The sequence below is a fragment of the Stenotrophomonas sp. AC248 genome (assembly GCF_979258185.1).
This window is the reverse complement of the sequence record NZ_OZ409840.1, coordinates 3716936-3735271: the sequence shown is the minus strand read 5'-3', so window position 1 is coordinate 3735271 and position 18336 is coordinate 3716936. Positions and strand designations below refer to the sequence as shown.

Annotated in this window: 15 protein-coding genes; 4 read left to right on the top strand and 11 right to left on the bottom strand. The window is 68.3% G+C overall.

Going from position 1 to position 18336, the window contains the following annotated elements; genetic code table 11:
* Positions 1-159: 159 nt before the first annotated feature.
* The 7 genes from betA to ACZ0AE_RS16795 form a co-directional block, all read right to left on the bottom strand.
* Complete coding sequence (gene betA, locus ACZ0AE_RS16825; RefSeq protein ID WP_463601674.1) at positions 160-1830, bottom strand: choline dehydrogenase; 1671 nt, start codon at positions 1828-1830, stop codon at positions 160-162.
* A 25-nt stretch (positions 1831-1855) separates the two neighbouring features.
* Entirely contained in the window at positions 1856-3328 is a 1473-nt protein-coding gene (gene betB, locus ACZ0AE_RS16820) for a betaine-aldehyde dehydrogenase (protein ID WP_447595692.1), read from the bottom strand.
* 34 nt (positions 3329-3362) lie between these two features.
* Entirely contained in the window at positions 3363-5342 is a 1980-nt protein-coding gene (gene betT / locus ACZ0AE_RS16815; protein WP_038686262.1) for a choline BCCT transporter BetT, read from the bottom strand.
* A gap of 202 nt (positions 5343-5544) precedes the next feature.
* Positions 5545-6282, bottom strand: a complete 738-nt coding sequence (locus tag ACZ0AE_RS16810) for an endonuclease/exonuclease/phosphatase family protein (protein WP_181406277.1) — start codon at positions 6280-6282, stop codon at positions 5545-5547.
* 53 nt (positions 6283-6335) lie between these two features.
* Positions 6336-7163 (bottom strand): thiol:disulfide interchange protein DsbA/DsbL, encoded by an 828-nt coding sequence (locus ACZ0AE_RS16805; protein WP_137190346.1) that lies wholly within the window; start codon positions 7161-7163, stop codon positions 6336-6338.
* 124 nt (positions 7164-7287) lie between these two features.
* Positions 7288-7932, bottom strand: a complete 645-nt coding sequence (locus tag ACZ0AE_RS16800) for a thiol:disulfide interchange protein DsbA/DsbL (RefSeq protein ID WP_463601673.1) — start codon at positions 7930-7932, stop codon at positions 7288-7290.
* 105 nt (positions 7933-8037) lie between these two features.
* On the bottom strand, positions 8038-8832 hold the full coding sequence (locus ACZ0AE_RS16795) for a c-type cytochrome (RefSeq protein WP_038686267.1): 795 nt from the start codon (positions 8830-8832) through the stop codon (positions 8038-8040).
* A gap of 153 nt (positions 8833-8985) precedes the next feature.
* Between ACZ0AE_RS16795 and yihA the strand changes: the two genes are divergently transcribed.
* Positions 8986-9609, top strand: coding sequence for a ribosome biogenesis GTP-binding protein YihA/YsxC (gene yihA, locus ACZ0AE_RS16790; protein ID WP_038686269.1), 624 nt, complete (start codon positions 8986-8988; stop codon positions 9607-9609).
* A 1191-nt stretch (positions 9610-10800) separates the two neighbouring features.
* Here yihA and ACZ0AE_RS16785 read toward each other — a convergent pair.
* The 3 genes from ACZ0AE_RS16785 to ACZ0AE_RS16775 form a co-directional block, all read right to left on the bottom strand.
* Entirely contained in the window at positions 10801-11778 is a 978-nt protein-coding gene (locus tag ACZ0AE_RS16785; RefSeq protein ID WP_463601672.1) for an MBL fold metallo-hydrolase, read from the bottom strand.
* 101 nt (positions 11779-11879) lie between these two features.
* On the bottom strand, positions 11880-12710 hold the full coding sequence (locus tag ACZ0AE_RS16780; protein ID WP_447595685.1) for a helix-turn-helix transcriptional regulator: 831 nt from the start codon (positions 12708-12710) through the stop codon (positions 11880-11882).
* Positions 12710-13408 (bottom strand): VIT1/CCC1 transporter family protein, encoded by a 699-nt coding sequence (locus ACZ0AE_RS16775; RefSeq protein WP_038686275.1) that lies wholly within the window; start codon positions 13406-13408, stop codon positions 12710-12712. The genes ACZ0AE_RS16780 and ACZ0AE_RS16775 overlap by 1 nt, the downstream gene beginning before the upstream one ends.
* A 201-nt stretch (positions 13409-13609) precedes the next feature.
* Here ACZ0AE_RS16775 and ACZ0AE_RS16770 point away from each other — a divergent pair, with 201 nt between their 5' ends.
* Entirely contained in the window at positions 13610-14974 is a 1365-nt protein-coding gene (locus tag ACZ0AE_RS16770) for a glutamate--cysteine ligase (protein WP_038686277.1), read from the top strand.
* A gap of 413 nt (positions 14975-15387) precedes the next feature.
* Here ACZ0AE_RS16770 and ACZ0AE_RS16765 read toward each other — a convergent pair whose 3' ends face one another.
* Positions 15388-16446 (bottom strand): NAD(P)-dependent alcohol dehydrogenase, encoded by a 1059-nt coding sequence (locus ACZ0AE_RS16765; protein WP_447595680.1) that lies wholly within the window; start codon positions 16444-16446, stop codon positions 15388-15390.
* 106 nt (positions 16447-16552) lie between these two features.
* Here ACZ0AE_RS16765 and ACZ0AE_RS16760 point away from each other — a divergent pair, with 106 nt between their 5' ends.
* Together ACZ0AE_RS16760 and ACZ0AE_RS16755 are read left to right on the top strand one after the other, a co-directional pair.
* Positions 16553-17446, top strand: coding sequence for a LysR family transcriptional regulator (locus ACZ0AE_RS16760; RefSeq protein WP_038686281.1), 894 nt, complete (start codon positions 16553-16555; stop codon positions 17444-17446).
* 221 nt (positions 17447-17667) lie between these two features.
* Positions 17668-18333, top strand: coding sequence for an SMI1/KNR4 family protein (locus ACZ0AE_RS16755; RefSeq protein WP_463601671.1), 666 nt, complete (start codon positions 17668-17670; stop codon positions 18331-18333).
* The last annotated feature ends 3 nt before the right edge of the window (positions 18334-18336 follow it).

The following is an 18336-nucleotide window of genomic DNA, read 5'->3' as shown; positions in this document are numbered from 1 at the left end:
CGGCCAGCGGCCGGCACTACCTCAGGATCCAACGGTATTGGGAGCCGGCCAGCGGCCGGCACTACCTCAGGATCCAACGGTATTGGGAGCCGGCCAGCGGCCGGCACTACCTTGGCGCGCGCCCACCAACGGTGGGCGCCTGCCGTTTTCGCCGCGGTTTCAGCGCCTTACCGGCGCGTCCCCGGCGACGTAGTAGTCCGCCGTGCTGCGGGGCAGCGGGGCGCGGCCGCGGATGCGGTCGGCGATTTTCTCGGCGATCATGATGGTGGTGGCGTTGAGGTTGCCGGTGATGATGCGCGGCATGATCGAGGCGTCCACCACGCGCAGGCTTTCCATGCCGTGCACGCGGCCCTGGCCGTCCACCACGCTCATCGCATCGGTGCCCATCGCGCAGGAACACGACGGGTGGTAGGCGGTCTCGGCCCGCGCCCGCACGAATGCATCCAGCTCCGCATCGGTCTTGCAGTCCGCACTCGGGCTGATCTCGCGGCCCCGGTATTCGTCCAGCGCGGGCTGGGCGATGATCTCGCGGGTGATCCGGATGGCATCGCGGAACTCCTGCCAGTCCTGGTCGGTGGACTGGTAGTTGAACAGGATCGACGGATGCTCACGCGGGTCCAGCGATCTGGCATGCACGCGGCCGCGACTGGGCGTGCGCATCGAGCCCACATGCGCCTGGAACCCGTGTTCCTTGACCGCGTTGGTGCCGTTGTAATTGATCGCCACCGGCAGGAAGTGGTACTGGATGTTGGGCCATTCGAATTCGTCGCGGGTGCGGATGAAACCGCCGGCCTCGAACTGGTTGCTGGCGCCGATGCCGGTGCCGGCGAACAGCCACTCCGCGCCGATGGCCGGCTGGTTCCACCACTGCAGCGCCGGGTACAGCGACACCGGCTTCTTGCAGGCGTACTGCATGTACACCTCCAGGTGGTCCTGCAGGTTCTCGCCCACGCCGGGCAGGTCGTGCACCAGCGGCACGCCAAGCGCGGCCAGCAGCGCCGGCGCGCCCACGCCGGAGCGCTGCAGGATCTGCGGCGAGGCGATGGCACCGGCGCACAGCAGTACTTCGCGGCGCGCGGTGGCATCGATCGGCTCGGCGCTGTTGCCGGCCAGGTAGCGCACGCCCACCGCGCGCTTGCCGGCGAACAGGATGCGGTCGGTGGTGGCGTGCACCACGATCTCCAGCCCGGCGCGGTCCTTGGCCATGTCCAGGTAACCACGTGCGGTGCTGGAGCGACGACCGCGCGGGGTCACCGTGCGGTCCATCGGACCGAAGCCTTCCTGCTGGTAGCCGTTGAGGTCGTCGGTGCGCGGGTAGCCGGCCTGCACGCCGGCCTCCACCATGGCGTGGAACAGCACGTTGTTGCCGTTCTTCGGGGTGGCCACGCTGACCGGGCCTTCGCCGCCGTGGTAATCGTTGGGGCCGATGTCGCGCGTTTCGGCCTTGCGGAAATACGGCAGCACGTCGAGGTAGCTCCAGTCGTCCAGGCCATCGAACCGTGCCCAGTTGTCGAAGTCCAGCGCGTTGCCGCGGATGTAGCACATGCCGTTGATCAGCGACGAGCCGCCCAGGCCCTTGCCGCGCCCGCACTCCATGCGCCGGTTGTCCATGTGCGGCTCCGGCTCGGTTTCATAGGCCCAGTTGTAGCGTCGGCCCTGCAGCGGGTAGGCCAGCGCGGCGGGCATCTGGGTGCGGAAGTCCAGCCGGTAGTCCGGGCCGCCGGCTTCCAGCAGCAGCACGCTCACGCCGTCGTCCTCGGTGAGGCGCGCCGCAAGCGTGTTGCCGGCCGAGCCGGCGCCGATGATGATGTAGTCGTACTCGCGCTTCATCGCGGTGTTCTCCTGTCAGGCCGGTTCAGAACACCGACGCGTAGCGGTCCAGTTCGATCTGGATGGACTTGGTGCGGGTGTAGGCGCGCAGCGTGGCCAGGCCGTTCTCGCGGCCCACGCCGGACTGCTTGTAGCCGCCCACCGGCATCTGTGCCGGTGATTCGCCCCAGCAGTTCACCCAGCAGATGCCGGCCTCCAGCTGGTGGATCAGGCGGTGCGCGCGGCTCAGGTCACTGCTGACCACGCCTGCTGCCAGGCCGTACTCGGTGGCGTTGGCGCGGCGCACGGCTTCCTCTTCGGTCTGGTAGGCCAGCAGGCTCAGGACCGGCCCGAAGATCTCCTCGCGCACGATGCGCATGTCATCGCGGCAGTCGCTGAACAGCGTGGGGGCCACATAGCAGCCCTTGCCGAATGCACCGTCGGTGAGCCGCTCGCCACCGCAGACCAGGCGCGCGCCCTCGGCCTTGCCGCTGGCAATGTGGTCCAGCACGCGCTGCATGTGCGCGGCGCTGACCAGCGGGCCGAAGTTGGTGTCCTCGTTCAACGGATCGCCAATGCGGATGCGTGCGATGCGCTCGCTCAGCGCCTGCTCGAAGTCGGTGAGCAGCGCCTGCGGCACGAACACCCGGGTGCCGTTGGTGCAGACCTGGCCGGCGCTGTAGTAGTTGGCCATCATCGCCACGTCGGCGGCCAGCTCGATGTCGGCGTCGGCGCAGATGATCAGCGGCGACTTGCCGCCCAGCTCCATGGTCACCTCCTTGAGGGTGGAGCTGGAGGCGCTGGCCATCACCTTGCGCCCGGTGCTGGTGCCACCGGTGAAGGAGATCTTCTCGATGCCGGGGTGCTCGGTCAGCGCCGTGCCCACGCCGGCACCATCGCCGGGCAGTACGTTGAACACGCCATCGGGCAGGCCGGCTTCGGTGAAGATCTCGGCCAGCTTCAGCGCGGTCAGTGGCGTCACTTCGCTGGGCTTGAAGATCATGGCGTTGCCGGCGGCCAGCGCCGGGGCGGCCTTCCACAGCGCGATCTGGATCGGGTAGTTCCATGCGCCGATGGCGCCGACCACGCCCAGCGGCTCCTGCCGGGTGTAGAAGAAGCTACCTTCGCGCAGCGGCACCTGGCTGCCTTCCAGTCCGTGCATCACCCCGGCGTAGTACTCCAGCACGTCGGCGCCGGTGACGATGTCCACGCTGCGCGTTTCGCTGAGCGGCTTGCCGGTGTTGAGCGTTTCCAGCTCGGCCAGCGCGTCGTTGCGCTCGCGCAGCAGGGCAACGGCGCGCAGCAGGATGCGCGAGCGCTCCACCGTGGTCAGCGCGGCCCACACCTTCTGGCCGGCCTGTGCGCTTTCCACGGCCGCATCCAGGTCGTCGCTGTTGGCGCTGTGCACCTTGGCCAGCACCGCCCCGGTGGCCGGGTTGATCACCTCGAAGGTGCGTCCGCCCTGCGAGGGAACGTAGCGGCCGCCGATGTAGAGCTGTTGGTCGGGGAATGTAGGCATGTCGATGACTCCTTTGCAGCGGGAGACCAGCGGTTCAACGGGTCAGATGCAGGAACTGCAGGTGGCGCTCGTACTGGTCGATGATGTCGTTGATGATCTGCTGCCGGCTGTAGCCGAACAGCTCGTAGTCCTGTCCACCTTCATAGAGGTGCACTTCGGCGCGGTAGTAGCGCAGGTTGCGGAAGCGCTGCGCGGCGAACGATGGGGTGAGGTAGCCGCGCATGATCACCTGGTAGGTGAACACCTGCTGCTCGCCATGGTCCACGGTCAGTTCCATCTGGCCGGGTTCGAATTTGGTCTGCACGTCCAGGCCCTGTTCGCCCAGTTGTGCGGCCACCGCTTCGATCGCCGGCTTCACGTCGGTGTCCATGAACCGGTACACCTCGTCGCGCACCGGGAAATGCACGGCCTGGGTGATGCGCTGGCGCCAGCCACGCTGGTGCCGTGACTGCCCGATCAGCGGAATCGGCGAGTACTGCGAGGCCTTCTTGCGCTGCGATTCCTCGCCCAGGGCGCGGGTCAGTCCCCAGATCATGAGCAGCAACACCACCGAGAACGGCAACGAGGCCAGCACCACCGCCGACTTGAGCGCGTCCATGCTGCCGGCCAGCAGCAACCCGGCGGTGACCAGCCCGGTCATCACGCCCCAGAACACGCGCAGCCAGCGCGGGCCGTCGTCTTCCGGTGCGCCGCCATGCGAGGACAGCGTAGACAGCACCACCGTGCCCGAGTCGGCCGAGGTGACGAAGAACACGAAGCTGACGATCACCGTGACCGCGATGACCGCGCGGCTCCACGGGTAGCTTTCCAGCAGCGCGTACAGCACGGTGGGCGGGTTATCCACCGCCATCTGCGCCAGGTGCACCTGGTCGTGGTGCAGGATCTGGTCCAGCGCGCTGTTGCCGAAGATCGACAGCCACGCCAGGGTGAAGCCCAGCGGGATCAGCAGCACGCCGAGCACGAATTCGCGGATGGTGCGGCCGCGCGAGATGCGCGCGATGAACAGCCCCACGAAGGGCGCCCAGCCGATCCACCAGGCCCAGTAGAACACCGTCCAGTTGCCCAGCCAGTCCGGGCGCCCGCCGTAGGCATACACGTCGAAACTCTTGCCGACCACGTTGCCCAGGTAGTCGCCCATGTTCTGCATGAGCGCGTTGAGCAGGTACTGGGTGGGGCCGGCGAACAGCATGAACAGCAGCAGGCCGATCGCCAGCAGCATGTTGATGTTGGACATCCAGCGCACGCCTTTTTCCACGCCGGAGACGGCCACGGTGATCGCCGCGCCCATCATCAGCACGATCAGCCCCACCTGCACCCAGGCCGCATGCGGCACCGGGAACAGGGTGTTGAGCCCGGCGTTGAGGTGCAGCACGCCAAAGCCCATGTCCGCGCCCAGCCCGAACACGGTGGCCACGATGCCCAGCGCGTCCACGGTGTAGCCGATCGGCCCGTTGATGCGCTTGCCGATCAGCGGGTACAGCGCCGAGCGCAGCGCCAGCGGCAGGTTGTGGCGGTAGGCGAAGTAGGCCAGCGCCATGGCGGCCAACGCGAACACGCCCCAGCCGTGCAGGCCCCAATGCAGGAACAGCAGCTGCATTGCCTGGCGCGCGCTGGCTTCGCCTTCGCCCACGCCGCCCTGCGGGGGCAACAGGTAATGGGTGAGGGGTTCGGACACGCAGAAGAAGAACAGCGTGATGCTGATACCGGCGGCAAACAGCATGCCGGCCCAGGACAGATAGCTGAACTCCGGTTCGTCGTGGTCCGCGCCCAGCTTGACGTTGCCGTAGCCGGACAAGGCCACGCCGACCACGAAGACCAGGTACACGGTCATGGCCAGCAGGTAGTACCAGCCGACATTGCGCGACGCCCAGGTCTGCGCGTCCAGCAGCAGGCTGCCGGACTGGATGGGAAACACGGCGACCAGAATGGCAAATGCCGCCACGATCGTGGCGGCAAGCAGGAAGACCGGTCGAAGCGTGCGTACCTCGTAGGGAGGCGACTCCACAGCGCTCATGGGGAGCAATACTCTCGGTGCCGAACACGGCAGACCCGGAGCATTAGCGCATAGCGGCTGTGGACGGGCTGTTTACGCGACCGCCAAGCCCGTAGAGTCGGGCTCTGCCCGGCTGTCGGGGTGCATGCGAAATGCAGCGGGGCAGAGCCCCGCTCTACGAATTCTGGTGCAGCGGGGCAGAGCCCCGCTCTACGGGGACGTGTCAGCGCAGCGCGTGGCTGGGGACGTCGATTTCCATGGCCAGCGCCAGGTGGTCCGAAAAGGCGGCCGGGACCGCTTCGGCGCTGCGTTGCTGCAGGCCGGTGCTGAGCAGGATGTGGTCGATGGCCCGGTCCGGGCGCCAGCTCGGGAACGTCGGCACCGCGCAACCCGGCGGTTGCAGGTTGGTCTTCTGGTACAGCGCCTGCATTTCCGGGCGGTCGGCCAGGCAGTTGAAATCGCCCATCAGCACCGCGTTGGGATGGTCGGTGAGCAGGTCGGCGATGAAGGCCAACTGCGACATCCGCGAGTTGGTCCCCAGCGACAGGTGCGCCACGGCAACCGCCAGGCCTTCGCTGCCTTCGCCGAACTTGGCCAGCAGCACGCCGCGCCCGCCGATGCGGCCGGGCAGGGCGTGGTCCTGTACTTCCACCGGTTCCAGTTTGCTCAGCAGGCCGTTGGCGCTGGACGCCACCCCGCCCATGCGGCGGTTGGGCTGGTGGCTCCAGTAATTGAAGCCGGCGCGCTCGGCCAGGTAGTGGGTCTGGTTGGTGAAGCCCGAGCGCAGGCTGCCCGGATCGGCCTCCTGCAGGCCGACGATGTCATGACCGCGCGCCAGCTGGGCAATGGCGTCCAGGCTGGTGCGCTTGCGCCCCGCCGGCAGCGCATGCGACCAGCTGCGGGTCACATAGTCGCTGTAGCGGCGGGTGCTGCTGCCGGCCTGGATGTTGGCCGTCAGCAGGCGCAGGGTCCGCGTGGTGGGGGAATTCACGACGGTTGCAGGCTCGGTAGGAATCAGTTGCCCTTGGCGGCGCGTTCGCGGGCGATCAGGTGATCGGCGATGCGCAGCATGTCGGGGAAGCTCTTGCCCTTGACCAGGTACTTGCCGTTGACGATAACCGACGGCGTGCCGGTGATCTGGCTGCGCTGGGCGAACTGCTTGGCGGCGTTGGTCTTGGCATTCACCGCGAAGCTGCTCATGGTGCTGGCGAACTGCTTGGCGTCGGCACCGTGCTTGCCGTAGAAGGCGGCGATGTCTTCGACCGAATCACGGCCGCGCTCGCCCTTCAGGGTCTGCTCGGCATGGATGGCCGAATACAGCGCTTCATGGGTCTTTTCCTGCAGGCCCATGCTCTGTGCCGCATAGAAGGCACGCGCGTAGTTGTCCCAGGTGCCGCCGAACATGGCCGGCACGTAGACGAAGTTGACGTCGCTCGGCAGGCCCGCCTTCCACGGCCCGATCAGCGGCTGGAACGCGGCGCAGGCCGGGCACACGTAACCGAAGATCTCCGCCACTTCGATCTTGCCGGCGGCCGGCTGGAACGGCTGGCCGTTTTCAATCAGCACGTAATCGGTGCCTGCCACCGGCTCCGGGCCGGTCGGGCGCGAGGACGCCGCGGCCGGGGCCGGGGTGGTCGCAGCGGCAGCGGCGGTTTCGGCGGCGGCGGTGTCACCGCTGGCAGCCGGTGCCTCGGTGGCGGGCGCTGCCGGCTCGGCGGCCGGGGTGCTGCTCGGGGTGGCCGGTTCGGTCGGAGCGGTGGTGTTGGCGGTGCCGTCCTGGGCCTTGCAGGCCGCCAGAATCGGCAGCAGGGCCAGCAGCGAAATCGCGAAACGGGTCTTCATCTAGGCATCTCCAGCGGATGAACATGGTGGGGCCGGCACCCGGGGTGCCGGCCAGAGGGGAATGATGGCATGCGCCAACGCGCGTCCGGCGTGGACGGTGTGTGACGGTTCAGCGAGCCTGCACTCAGCGCGTGCGTTCGCTGCGGGCCTTGGCGATGAGGGCATCGGCGTTGCGCAGCAGCGCTTCGAACGAGTCGCCCTTGACCAGATAACGGCCATTGACCACCAGTGCCGGGGTGCCGGGCACCTTGGTGCGCTGGGCGAAGGCGCGGGCGGCCTTCAGCTTCTGCTCGACCGCATCGCCCTTGATGGTGGCCAGGAAGCGCTCCGGTGCCACGCCATAGTCTTTATAGAAGACGGCCAGTTCGTCCGGCGAGACGTTCTGCATGGGCAGGCTGTTCTTTTCATGCAGCGCCTCGAACATGGCCCGATGGCTGCGCTTGGCCACGCCCAGCTGGTCGGCGCTGAAGTAGGCGCGCGCGAACGAATCCCAGACACCGCCGAACGCGGCCGGCACGGGGGTGAAACGCACATCCTTGGGCAGCTTGGCGGCCCAGGCTTCCAGCTGCGGCTCGAAGCGCGCGCAATGCGGGCAGGTGTAGCCGAACATTTCCACCACTTCGATCTTGCTGGCCAGCGGCGCATACGGGCCGGGCTGTTCGATCAGTTCGTAGTCGGTGCCTTCGACCAGGGCGACCGGCGCGGCCGCCAGCGTGGACAGGGGGCTCAGGGCCAGCAGCAACAACATCAGGCGGGGCATCAACGTCATCTACATCCATCTCCATCGGAAAAAACAACGCCGGCCCAGTGCCGGCGTGGCGGTGAACATAACCCGCCACGGGGGCGGGGCGGCCATTGCGCCGCCGAGCGGTCTTTACGGGGCCTTCGCCGGTTGCGCGGGCGTGGCCGAGGCCACATCGTCGGCCCGGTTGTGCAGGCCCTGCAGGTAGCTGCCCAGGGCCTGGATCTCCTGCTCGGTCAGCTGCTTTGCAATGGTGGCCATGATCTGGAAGTGTGCCTTGTCGGTTTCCTGGGTGGTGCCGGCCTGGTACTCCTGCAGCCGGCGCGCCACGTAGGCCGCATGCTGCCCGCCGATATGCGGGTAGGCCGGGCCCGGGTTGCCGGCACCGGTGGGACCGTGGCAGGCCATGCACGCCGGGATGCCGCGTTCGGCATCACCCCCGCGATACAGCTGCTGCCCGATCTCGTAGAACTTCTTGCCGGCGTACGGACCTTCGCCCACCAGGCCATCGTCGGCAAGCCCGGCGCTGGCCTTCTGCGTTGCGAAATACGCACCGATGTCGCGCATGTCCTGCGGGGTGAGGTCCTGCACGAACGGCACCATCGCCGCCGAGGCCCCGGAGGTGCGCTGGCCGTTGGCGATCAACGCCATCTGCTGGGCGGTATAGCGTTCGCTCTGCCCGGCGATGCTCGGATACATCTCCACGGTGGAGTTGCCGTCGGCCGAGTGGCAGGCCGCGCAGGCGGCTGCCTTGGTCTGGCCGGCCTTGGCATCCCCCCAGGTGGTCTTGCTGAAATCGACCTCCAGCGACGCGGTCTTGATCGGCCCGTTGTCAGGCAAGGGCGTGATCGAGGTCTGGGCGACCGCAACAGCGGCCAGCAGCGATACAGCAACAGCGGAAACGGCAAGAACGCGAGCGTGGCGCATGCGGAAGCTCCGTGTGGACCGGCCTGGCAGGTGCAGGGTGCACCCGCGGGGATCGCCCGATTATCCATGCGCTTTCACGCCACGGTCAACGCAGGGTGCAGCAAAACCGGCCGCGGCAGCGCGGATCTGGCCCGGACATGCGATCCTATGGGCATGTCATTGCTCCTCGAACGTGCCCACTACCTGCTTTCGGCCCACAACACCCGGCAATTGCCGGAGGATGTCGGGGCCGAAGTTGCCTTTGCCGGGCGCTCCAACGCCGGCAAATCCAGCGCCCTCAACGCCCTGACCCGCCAGAACAGCCTGGCCCGGGTCTCCAAGACCCCCGGCCGCACCCAGCAGCTGGTGTTCTTCGAAGTCACCCCGGAGGCCAAGCTGGTCGACCTGCCCGGGTACGGGTACGCCAAGGTGCCGCTGGACCTGCAGGCCCACTGGCAGGCCTTCATCGACCAGTACTTCCGTACCCGCGAGGCGCTGCGTGGCCTGGTGGTGGTGATGGACATCCGTCACCCGCTGAAGGACTACGACCGCCAGATGCTGGCCTATGCGGTGCAGCGCGGCCTGCCCGCGCACGCGCTGCTGACCAAGGCCGACAAGCTGGGCCGTGGCCAGCAGGGCATTGCCCTGCAGAAGGTGCGCAAGGAACTGCAGTCCTCGTTCGGCGACACCGTCAGCGTGCAGACCTTCTCCGGTCCCGCCCGCCAAGGCGTGGACGAAGCCCGCGGCATCATCGGCGGCTGGCTGGGCCTGAACAAGCCGGCCCCCGAAACCGCGTAACACCGCGCGGCCCCGTAACCATGGGCCGGACCCCGGTAACGGGTCGCGCATCCCGGTAGTGCCGGCCGCTGGCCGGCTCCCGATACATCCGGCCGAAAGAGGAGCCGGCCAGCGGCCGGCACTACCCGGTCAGCTTGCGGCCCGCCAACGAACGCCGGTCAGCCGCGCGCCCACCCACGAATGCCGGTCAGCCCGCATCCCCGTAATACCGCGCGCGGCCCCGTAACCGTGGGCCGGACCCGGTAACAGTGCGCGCATCCCGGTAGTGCCGGCCGCTGGCCGGCTCCCGATACATCCGGCCGAAAGAGGAGCCGGCCAGCGGCCGGCACTACCGGTCAGCTCGCGGCCCGCCAACGAACGCCGGTCAGCCGCGCGCCCACCCACGAATGCCGGTCAGCCCGCATCCCCGTAATACCGCGCGCGGCCCCGTAACCGTGGGCCGGACCCCGGTAACGGGTCGCGCATCCCGGTAGTGCCGGCCGCTGGCCGGCTCCCGATACATCCGGCCGAAAGAGGAGCCGGCCAGCGGCCGGCACTACCGGTCAGCTTGCGGCCCGCCAACGAACGCCGGTCAGCCGCGCGCTCACCCACGAACGCCGCGCAGCCCGCATCCCCGTAACACCGCGCGCGGCCCCGTAACCGTGGGCCGGACCGGGTAACAGTGCGCGCATCCCGGTAGTGCCGGCCGCTGGCCGGCTCCCGATACATCCGGCCGAAAGAGGAGCCGGCCAGCGGCCGGCACTACCGGTCAGCTTGCGGCCCGCCAACGAACGCCGGTCAGCCGCGTGCGGCCCGTAACCGTGGGCCGGACCCGGTAACAGTGCGCGCATCCCGGTAGTGCCGGCCGCTGGCCGGCTCCCGATACATCCGGCCGAAAGAGGAGCCGGCCAGCGGCCGGCACTACCGGTCAGCCTCCGGCCCGCCAACGAACGCCGGTCAGCCGCGCGCCCGCTCACGAATGCCGCGCAGCCCGCATCCCGGTAATACCGCGCGCGGCCCCGTAGCCGTGGGCCGGACCCCGGTAACGGTGCGCGCATCCCGGTAGTGCCGGCCGCTGGCCGGCTCCCGATACATCCGGCCGAAAGAGGAGCCGGCCAGCGGCCGGCACTACCCGGTCAGCTTGCGGCCCGCCAACGAACGCCGGTCAGCCGCGCGCCCGCCCACGAATGCCGCGCAGCCCGCATCCCCGGGTCAATGCCCCGGCAACGGCGCGAACTCGCCCGGCACCCACGCAAACGCCTCACCCTCGCGCCGCACGTGGCCCAACCCCGGGAACGGCAGGTGCGCACCGGCCACCCACCAGCCCCCATCCGCCGCCTGCGCCATCATCGCGCGACGGCTGGCGACGGCGGCCGTGCGGTCGCTGTCGGCCTCGTAGGCCGCCTGGGGCTGGGCGAACTGCACCGCGTGGAAATGCACGATGTCGCCCCACACCAGCACCGCCTGGCCCTTGCCGGCGTCCAGCTTCCAGGACACATGGCCCGGCGTATGCCCATGGCTGTCCAGCGCCGCCACCCCAACCGGCAAGGTTTGCCCGGGGCTGAAACGACGCAGCTTGCCCGCCGCCTCGTAGGGGGCCACCGCCTTGCGCGCCAGCGCAAAGGCAAAGCGCACGCCCTGCGGTGCGGTGGCTTCGCTGGCCGGGTCCAGCCAATAGGCCGCGTCGGCAGCCGACAACCACACCGTGGCATTGGGGTAGGCCATCGTGTCCTGCGCATCCAGCAGCCCGCACAGGTGGTCCGGGTGGGCATGGGTGAGCAGCACGTCGTCCACCTCCGCCGGGTCGTAACCGGCCGCGCGCAGGTTGCCCAGCACTTGGCCCAGGCCGGGCCCGAAGCAGGCGGCCGTGCCGGTATCCACCAGCGTCAGGTGATTGCCCCGCTGCACCAGATACGCGTTGACCGCGGTCTGCAGGCCTTTGCCGTCTTCGGGCACGTAACGGTGATCGAGCAGGCGGGTCACCGCGCCGGCATCGATCCCGGTCAGTTCCTGGCGGCCCAGTGCCACGGTGCCGTCGAACAGCGCGGTGACCTGCAGCGTGCCGATCTGCTGGTGATAGACGCCGGGCACCTGCGCCGAGGGCGTGTGCGCGGTGGTGGCCAGCGCTGGGCCGGTGGCGACGGCCAGCAACAGGGCAGCAGCACGTAAGCGGATGCGGGGAAGGGACATGGCAGAGGCTCTACACAAGGCGGCGGTGCCGCGGTGCCCCCCATGCTGCACGCAGGCGATGCCGCGTACCGCTCAGAATGCGCCGTGATCCGCTCGCCGTTTCAGCTGTTGCCGATTGCTGCCGGTTCCAGCCCGTAGCGCGCGGCGAAGCGCTTGTTGAAGCTGCCCAGCGAGCGGTAGCCCACGCGCGCGGCCACGGTCTTCAGTGGCAGCCGGGTGGTGTACAGCAGGTTCATCGCGTGCGCCAGGCGTGCATCGGCGATCAGCTCGCGCACGCTGGCCTGCTCGCTGGCCAACCGCCGCCGCAGCGTCGCACCGCTCAGGCCCAACTGCGCTTCGAAGTCGCGCGACTGCCAGTCGCGTTCGGGCTGGGCGGCGATCAGGTCGCGGATGCGTTCGCCCAGGCTGGGCTCGGGCGGCACCAGCAGGCTGCCGTGGCCGCGCCGGCAGAATGCCAGCACCAGCGCGGCCAGCGCGAGCCGGGCCTCGGTGTAGCGCGCGTGTTCCAGCGCATGGCGCCATTGCCGCAGCGTGTCGCCGTGGTCGTCCAGCGACAACCGCGCCAGCGCGTCACCGGCCTCGGGCAGGGGTTCGTTCCAGAGCACGCGCGCGGCGGCCAGCGCTTCGCTGCACAGGGGCACGATCGCGCTGAGGTACACGCCGCTGTGCGGATCGGGAATGTTGACCACGTCGATGCGGCAGCGGCGGGTGATCAGGAACAGGTCGCCGGGCACGAACGTGAGCGACTGCGTGCCGCAGGCCACTTGCTTGCGCCCCTGCAGCAGGATCGCGAACTGCGGCTGCGGGATGTCCACCGAGGAGGCGCCGTGCTCGCGACGCGCGGTGACGCAGGCATAGCCGTCGGCGCGCGCGCAGGTGGCCAGGCTGGCCATGTCGTCCAGTAGCGAGGCGGGGTGCAGGAGGGCGTTCATTACCGCGCAGTATCGAACAACTGGCCGATCAGTGCCGCTGCCGCCATCGCCAGCGCGCCCCAGAACATCACCCGCACCGCGCCGCGCAGGGGCGGTGCGCCACCGGCACGCGCGGCCATCGCGCCGGTCAGGCCCAGCCCGACCAGGGTGGCGGCGGTGGTGACCTGTGCAACGTAGGCATGCGGGGCCAGCAGTGCGGTCAGCACCGGCAGCGCCGCGCCGCAGATAAAGGCACCGGCCGAGGCCATCGCGGCCTGCAGCGGGCGGGCGCGCAGTTCGTCGGTGATGCCCAGCTCGTCGCGGGCATGTGCGGCCAGGGCATCGTGGGCGGTCAACTGCACCGCCACCTGCTGGGCCAGTTCAGGGGTCAGGCCGCGATGCCGGTAGATGGCCGCCAGTTCTTCCAGCTCGCTGTGCGGGTCTTCGCGCAGCTCGCGTTTCTCCACCGCCAGGTCGGCATGCTCGGTATCGACCTGCGACTGCACTGACACGTACTCGCCGGCCGCCATCGACATGGCCCCGGCCACGGTGCCGGCGATGCCGGTGGCCAGAATCGTGGTGGCACTGGCCCCGCTGGCCGCAATGCCGACCAGCAGCCCGGCCACCGAGACGATGCCGTCATTGGCGCCCAGCACGGCGGCCCGCAGCCAGCCCACGCGGTCGGAGCGATGTACTTCCGGATGTCTGGATCGGCTCATGGGGGCAGTGTAGGGCGCGCCCGCCGCGCGGGGCGAAATGCGTCGCAACGGCGCTGCGGCCCGGTCAAGCCCTTTTTTATAGGATGCTGAAAACCGTCACGGTGACACGACGGTGGGGGACGCCACGATATAGTGCGCCCTTGCGATGCGGGGGCTGCAACCCCACATCCCCGCCCTGACCAGAATACTGCGAGCCTCCCCTTGTCGAGCCCCAGCCACGTCGCCGAGACGCCGATCACCGACCGAAATGAACTGGTCGCCACGTTGGCCTCCGGCGAAAAGCCCCAGGCGCAGTGGCGCATCGGCACCGAGCACGAGAAGTTCGGCTTCCGCCTGGACGACCTGCGCCCGCCCACCTTCGACGGCGACCGCGGCATCGAAGCCCTGCTCAACGGCCTGACCCGCTTCGGCTGGGATCCGGTGCAGGAAGAGGGCCGCACCATCGCGCTGCTGCGCGACAACGCCTCGGTGACGCTGGAACCGGCCGGCCAGCTGGAACTGTCCGGCGCGGCGGTGGAGACCATCCACCAGACCTGCGTGGAAACCGGCACCCACCTCAATGAAGTGGCGCAGGTGGCCGGCGAACTGCAGCTGGGCTTCCTGGGCATGGGCTTCCAGCCCAAGTGGACCCGCGACGCGATGCCGTGGATGCCCAAGGGGCGCTACAAGATCATGCGCGAGTACATGCCCAAGGTCGGCACGCTCGGCCTGGACATGATGACCCGCACCTGCACGGTGCAGGTCAACCTGGACTACGCCACCGAAGCGGACATGGTCAAGAAGTTCCGCGTGTCGCTGGCGCTGCAGCCGATCGCCACCGCGCTGTTCGCCGATTCGCCCTTCACCGAAGGCGCGCCGAACGGCTACCAGAGCTACCGCTCGCACATCTGGACCGACACCGACAACGACCGCACCGGCATGCTCGACTTCGTGTTCGAGGACGGCTTCGGTTACGAGCGGTACGTGGATTACCTGCTCGATGTGCCGATGTACTTCTCTTACCGCGATGGCAAGTACCACGATGCCAGCGGCCAGAGCTTCCGCGATTTCATGGTCGGCAAGCTGCCGGTGTTGCCGGGCCAGTTGCCCACGCTGCGCGACTGGTCGGACCACATGACCACCGCCTTCCCCGAAGTGCGCTTGAAGAAGTACCTGGAAATGCGCGGTGCCGATGCCGGCCCGTGGAGCCGCCTGTGTGCATTGCCGGCGTTCTGGGTGGGCCTGCTGTACGACGATGCCGCACTGGATGCGGCCTGGGACCTGGTGCGTGATTTCAGCCTGGTCGAGCGCAACGTGCTGCGTGATGGCGTGCCGCGGCATGGGCTGAAGCTGCCGTTCCGCAACGGCACCGTTCTGGACCTCTCGCGCGAAGCCCTGAAGATCGCCGTGGCCGGCCTCAAGCGCCGCGCGGCGCGCAACGCCGATGGCCAGGACGAAAGCAAGTTCCTGGAAGTGCTGCAGGAGATCGTCGATTCCGGGCTGACCCCGGCCGATCGCAAGCTGGCGCTGTTCCATGGCGAGTGGGGCGGCAACATCGATCCGGTGTTCAAGGAATTCGCGTACTGAGTGGGCGAAAGCGGTAGTCGGTGGGTCGGGCACTGGGCGCCCATGCCCTTTCCGGCGACGCCTCCGGCGTCGGCCCGCGGCCGCCCCCTCCTCCTTTATTTCGCCTCCAAGGGCATGGGCGCCCAGCGCCCGACCCACCGACAGCGCCAGAAAAAACTGGCTTCCCCTCCTTACCGCAAGCCGAGCCCCGTAGCAGCCGGTAGGCTCCTGGGCAAAATAAAGGAGGAGGCCGCCCGCGGCCGGGGGACATTTGCGCCAGGGGTCTACCGGCTGCTACGGGGCCCTCACGCTCGCGACAGACCCGGGCGAATACACAGCAGGATCCATGCGGCGCCTGGACTGCCCGACCACACGCGTACAGCTGAAAAAAAACCCCGGTATTGCCGGGGTTTTTTCATGCCTGTGCGGAAGGATCAGGCCGCTTTTTCCAGCGTGGCCATGTCGATCACGAAGCGGTAGCGCACGTCATTCTTCGCCATGCGTTCCCAGGCTTCGTTGACGGTCTTGATGTCGATCACTTCCACATCGCTGACGATGTTGTGCTCGGCACAGAAGTCCATCATTTCCTGCGTTTCGGCCATGCCACCAATCGCCGAACCGGTGATGTGCTTGCGGCCGAAGATCACGCTGACGCCGGTCGGCGGCGGATCCAGCTCGGTCAGCACGCCGACCAGGCACATGGTGGCATCACGCTTGAGCAACGCCATGTACGGGTTGGTGTCGTGACCCACCGGGATTGTGTTGAGCAGGAAATCGAAGCTGCCGGCATGCGCCTTCATCTGCGCCGGATCACGTGAGACCAGCACTTCATCGGCACCCAGGCGCTTGGCATCGGCGCCCTTTTCGGGGGTGGTGGTGATCATCACCACCGTGGCGCCCATCGCCTTGGCGAACTTCACGCCCATGTGGCCCAGGCCACCCAGACCGATCACGCCGACCTTCTGACCGGGGCCGACCTTCCAATGGCGCAGCGGCGAATAGGTGGTGATGCCGGCGCACAGCAGCGGTGCAGCGGCCTTCAGGTCCAGCTTCTCGGACACCTTCACCACGAAGCGCTGCTCGACCACGATGTGGTCGGAGTAACCGCCGAAGGTCGGCTGGCCGCCATCACGCTCGGTGCTGTTGTAGGTGTAGGTGGCACCCTTCTCGCAGTACTGCTCCAGATCTTCATCGCAGGCCGCGCAGTGGCGGCACGAATCGACCATGCAGCCGACGCCGGCGAAGTCGCCGACCTTGAAGCGGGTGACATTGGCACCGACCTCGGTCACGCGGCCGATGATCTCGTGGCCGGGCACCATCGGGAACATCGCGCCGCCCCAATCGTCGCGGGCCTGGTGCAGATCGGAGTGGCAGATGCCGCTGAAGAGAATCTCGATGCGGACGTCATCGGGACCGGCCGGGCGACGTTCGAAGGAGAACGGCACCAGCGGGGCGGTCTGGTCGTGCACCGCATAACCATGGGCGAGGGACATGGGGAATCCTTGGCAGGTTTGTAGAAAGGCGCTTTACAATACGCCCCGATCCCGTGCACAAACAGTCAGGATATCGGCATGATTCATCAAGTAAAACGGGATAATCATGGCCACTGACAATCTGACCCATTTGGCCGCCTTCGCCGCCGTGGCCCGCCACCGCAGCTTCCGTAAGGCGGGCGCCGAGCTGGCCCTGTCCACCTCGGCGGTGAGCTATGCGATCCGCGCGCTGGAAGAACGGCTGGGGGTGGGCCTGTTCCATCGCACCACCCGCAGCGTGGCCCTCACCGAGGCCGGCCAGCGCCTGCTCGAACGGCTGCAGCCGGCCCTGGATCAGGTGCATGACGCGCTGGAGGAAATGAATCACTTCCGCGCCGCCCCGGCCGGCCTGCTGCGTATCAACGCCACTCGCGCCGCCGTGCAGACCCAGCTCGGCCCGCGCCTGGCGCGGTTCCTGCAGGCCCACCCCGACGTGCGCATCGAACTGGCGCAGGACGATGGCCTGGTGGATATCGTCGCCAAGGGATTCGATGCCGGCGTGCGCCTGCATGAATCAGTGCCCGAAGACATGGTGGCGGTGCCGCTGGGCCCGCCGTTGCGCGGCCTGATCGTGGGCGCGCCGTCCTACCTGCAGCGCCGCGGCATTCCAGCGCATCCGCACGAACTGGCGCAGCATGAGTGCGTGCGCTTCCGTTTCGCCAGCGGCCATCTGTACAAGTGGCAGTTCGAACGCGACGGCCAGGAACTGGAAGTGGACGTTCCCGGCCGGCTCACCCTGGGCGACCAGCACACCATCCTGCAGGCCGTGCTCGACGGCCTTGGCCTGGCCTACGTGCTGGAAGACTCCGCGCGCCCGTACCTGGACGATGGCCGCCTGGTGGCGGTGCTGGAAGACTGGAGCGAACCGTTCCCCGGCTTCGTGCTGTATTACCCGCGGCAACGGCAGATGTCGTCGGCGCTGCGCGCATTCGTGGACATGGTGCGCGACACCACCGCCTAGCCGCGCAGGCGCTCGCATTGAGCCACGCCTGCACGCCACGCTGGCGTCGCGGCGGGCAGGCCATGCGCGCGTCGAGCATGCCGGCGTGATGCGCGATGGCAGCTATGCGCTGCCGGTGGTCGCCGTGTCCGGGCAGTCGATTGCACGCCCTTCTTCGTCCAGCGTGGTCTATCGTTACACCGCGCGCTGAGCGCGCCTCTCTTCGGCTTCATGGATCCTGCATGCACACGCTTTCCGATATCGAACAGGCCACCGGCCAAGCCTTCCCGCCGCTCTACCGGCAGCTGGACGCCGAGGATCGGCTGGGCTTTGGTGGCCCGCACCCGGAGTGGTTCAAGGTCGTGTTTCCGGCGCTGCAGGCCGCACCGCCGGTGCTGCTGTATGCCTACGACTACGAGCCGATCGCGCGCGAGCGGCTGCACGAGGCGTGGTCGGACCTGACTGCCGCCGACCACTACAACCCGCTGCGGGCGGACATGCAGTTGCTGCCGTTTGCCGAAACCGGTGCCGGCGATGTGTACTGTTTCTGGACCAACGCACCCGGCTTTGCCGAACCGCCGGTGCTGCTGGTCTGGCACGACGACGACCGCGCCGACCTGCTGGCCGCGAACTACCAGGACTTCCTGTTCCGCAAGATGGTGGAGTCGGTGCTGGACCTGGAGGATTCGCTGCTGGACGACGGCGCGCTGGCCGACAACCTGCAGCGTTGGCTGGGCACGCACCGCGCGTGGCTGCGTGCCGACCAGGTGCAGGCACTGGAAACGTGGTTCGGGCAAACCGAGGCCATCGCCGACGGCGCACTGCACGAAGACCAGGCCGATGCACTGATCCGCCAGGTGATCGGCTTCGCGCGCATCAACGAGCGCATTCCCTACGTGCAGGCATGACGG

Bases quoted from the DNA above. Each gene is read 5' to 3' on its own strand.
- betA (WP_463601674.1), bottom strand. From the start codon at position 1,830: ATGAAGCGCGAGTACGACTACATCATCATCGGCGCCGGCTCGGCCGGC.
- betB (WP_447595692.1), bottom strand. From the start codon at position 3,328: ATGCCTACATTCCCCGACCAACAGCTCTACATCGGCGGCCGCTACGTT.
- betT (WP_038686262.1), bottom strand. From the start codon at position 5,342: ATGAGCGCTGTGGAGTCGCCTCCCTACGAGGTACGCACGCTTCGACCG.
- ACZ0AE_RS16805 (WP_137190346.1), bottom strand. From the start codon at position 7,163: ATGAAGACCCGTTTCGCGATTTCGCTGCTGGCCCTGCTGCCGATTCTG.
- ACZ0AE_RS16800 (WP_463601673.1), bottom strand. From the start codon at position 7,932: ATGACGTTGATGCCCCGCCTGATGTTGTTGCTGCTGGCCCTGAGCCCC.
- ACZ0AE_RS16795 (WP_038686267.1), bottom strand. From the start codon at position 8,832: ATGCGCCACGCTCGCGTTCTTGCCGTTTCCGCTGTTGCTGTATCGCTG.
- yihA (WP_038686269.1), top strand. From the start codon at position 8,986: ATGTCATTGCTCCTCGAACGTGCCCACTACCTGCTTTCGGCCCACAAC.
- ACZ0AE_RS16785 (WP_463601672.1), bottom strand. From the start codon at position 11,778: ATGTCCCTTCCCCGCATCCGCTTACGTGCTGCTGCCCTGTTGCTGGCC.
- ACZ0AE_RS16780 (WP_447595685.1), bottom strand. From the start codon at position 12,710: ATGAACGCCCTCCTGCACCCCGCCTCGCTACTGGACGACATGGCCAGC.
- ACZ0AE_RS16775 (WP_038686275.1), bottom strand. From the start codon at position 13,408: ATGAGCCGATCCAGACATCCGGAAGTACATCGCTCCGACCGCGTGGGC.
- ACZ0AE_RS16765 (WP_447595680.1), bottom strand. From the start codon at position 16,446: ATGTCCCTCGCCCATGGTTATGCGGTGCACGACCAGACCGCCCCGCTG.
- ACZ0AE_RS16760 (WP_038686281.1), top strand. From the start codon at position 16,553: ATGGCCACTGACAATCTGACCCATTTGGCCGCCTTCGCCGCCGTGGCC.
- ACZ0AE_RS16755 (WP_463601671.1), top strand. From the start codon at position 17,668: ATGCACACGCTTTCCGATATCGAACAGGCCACCGGCCAAGCCTTCCCG.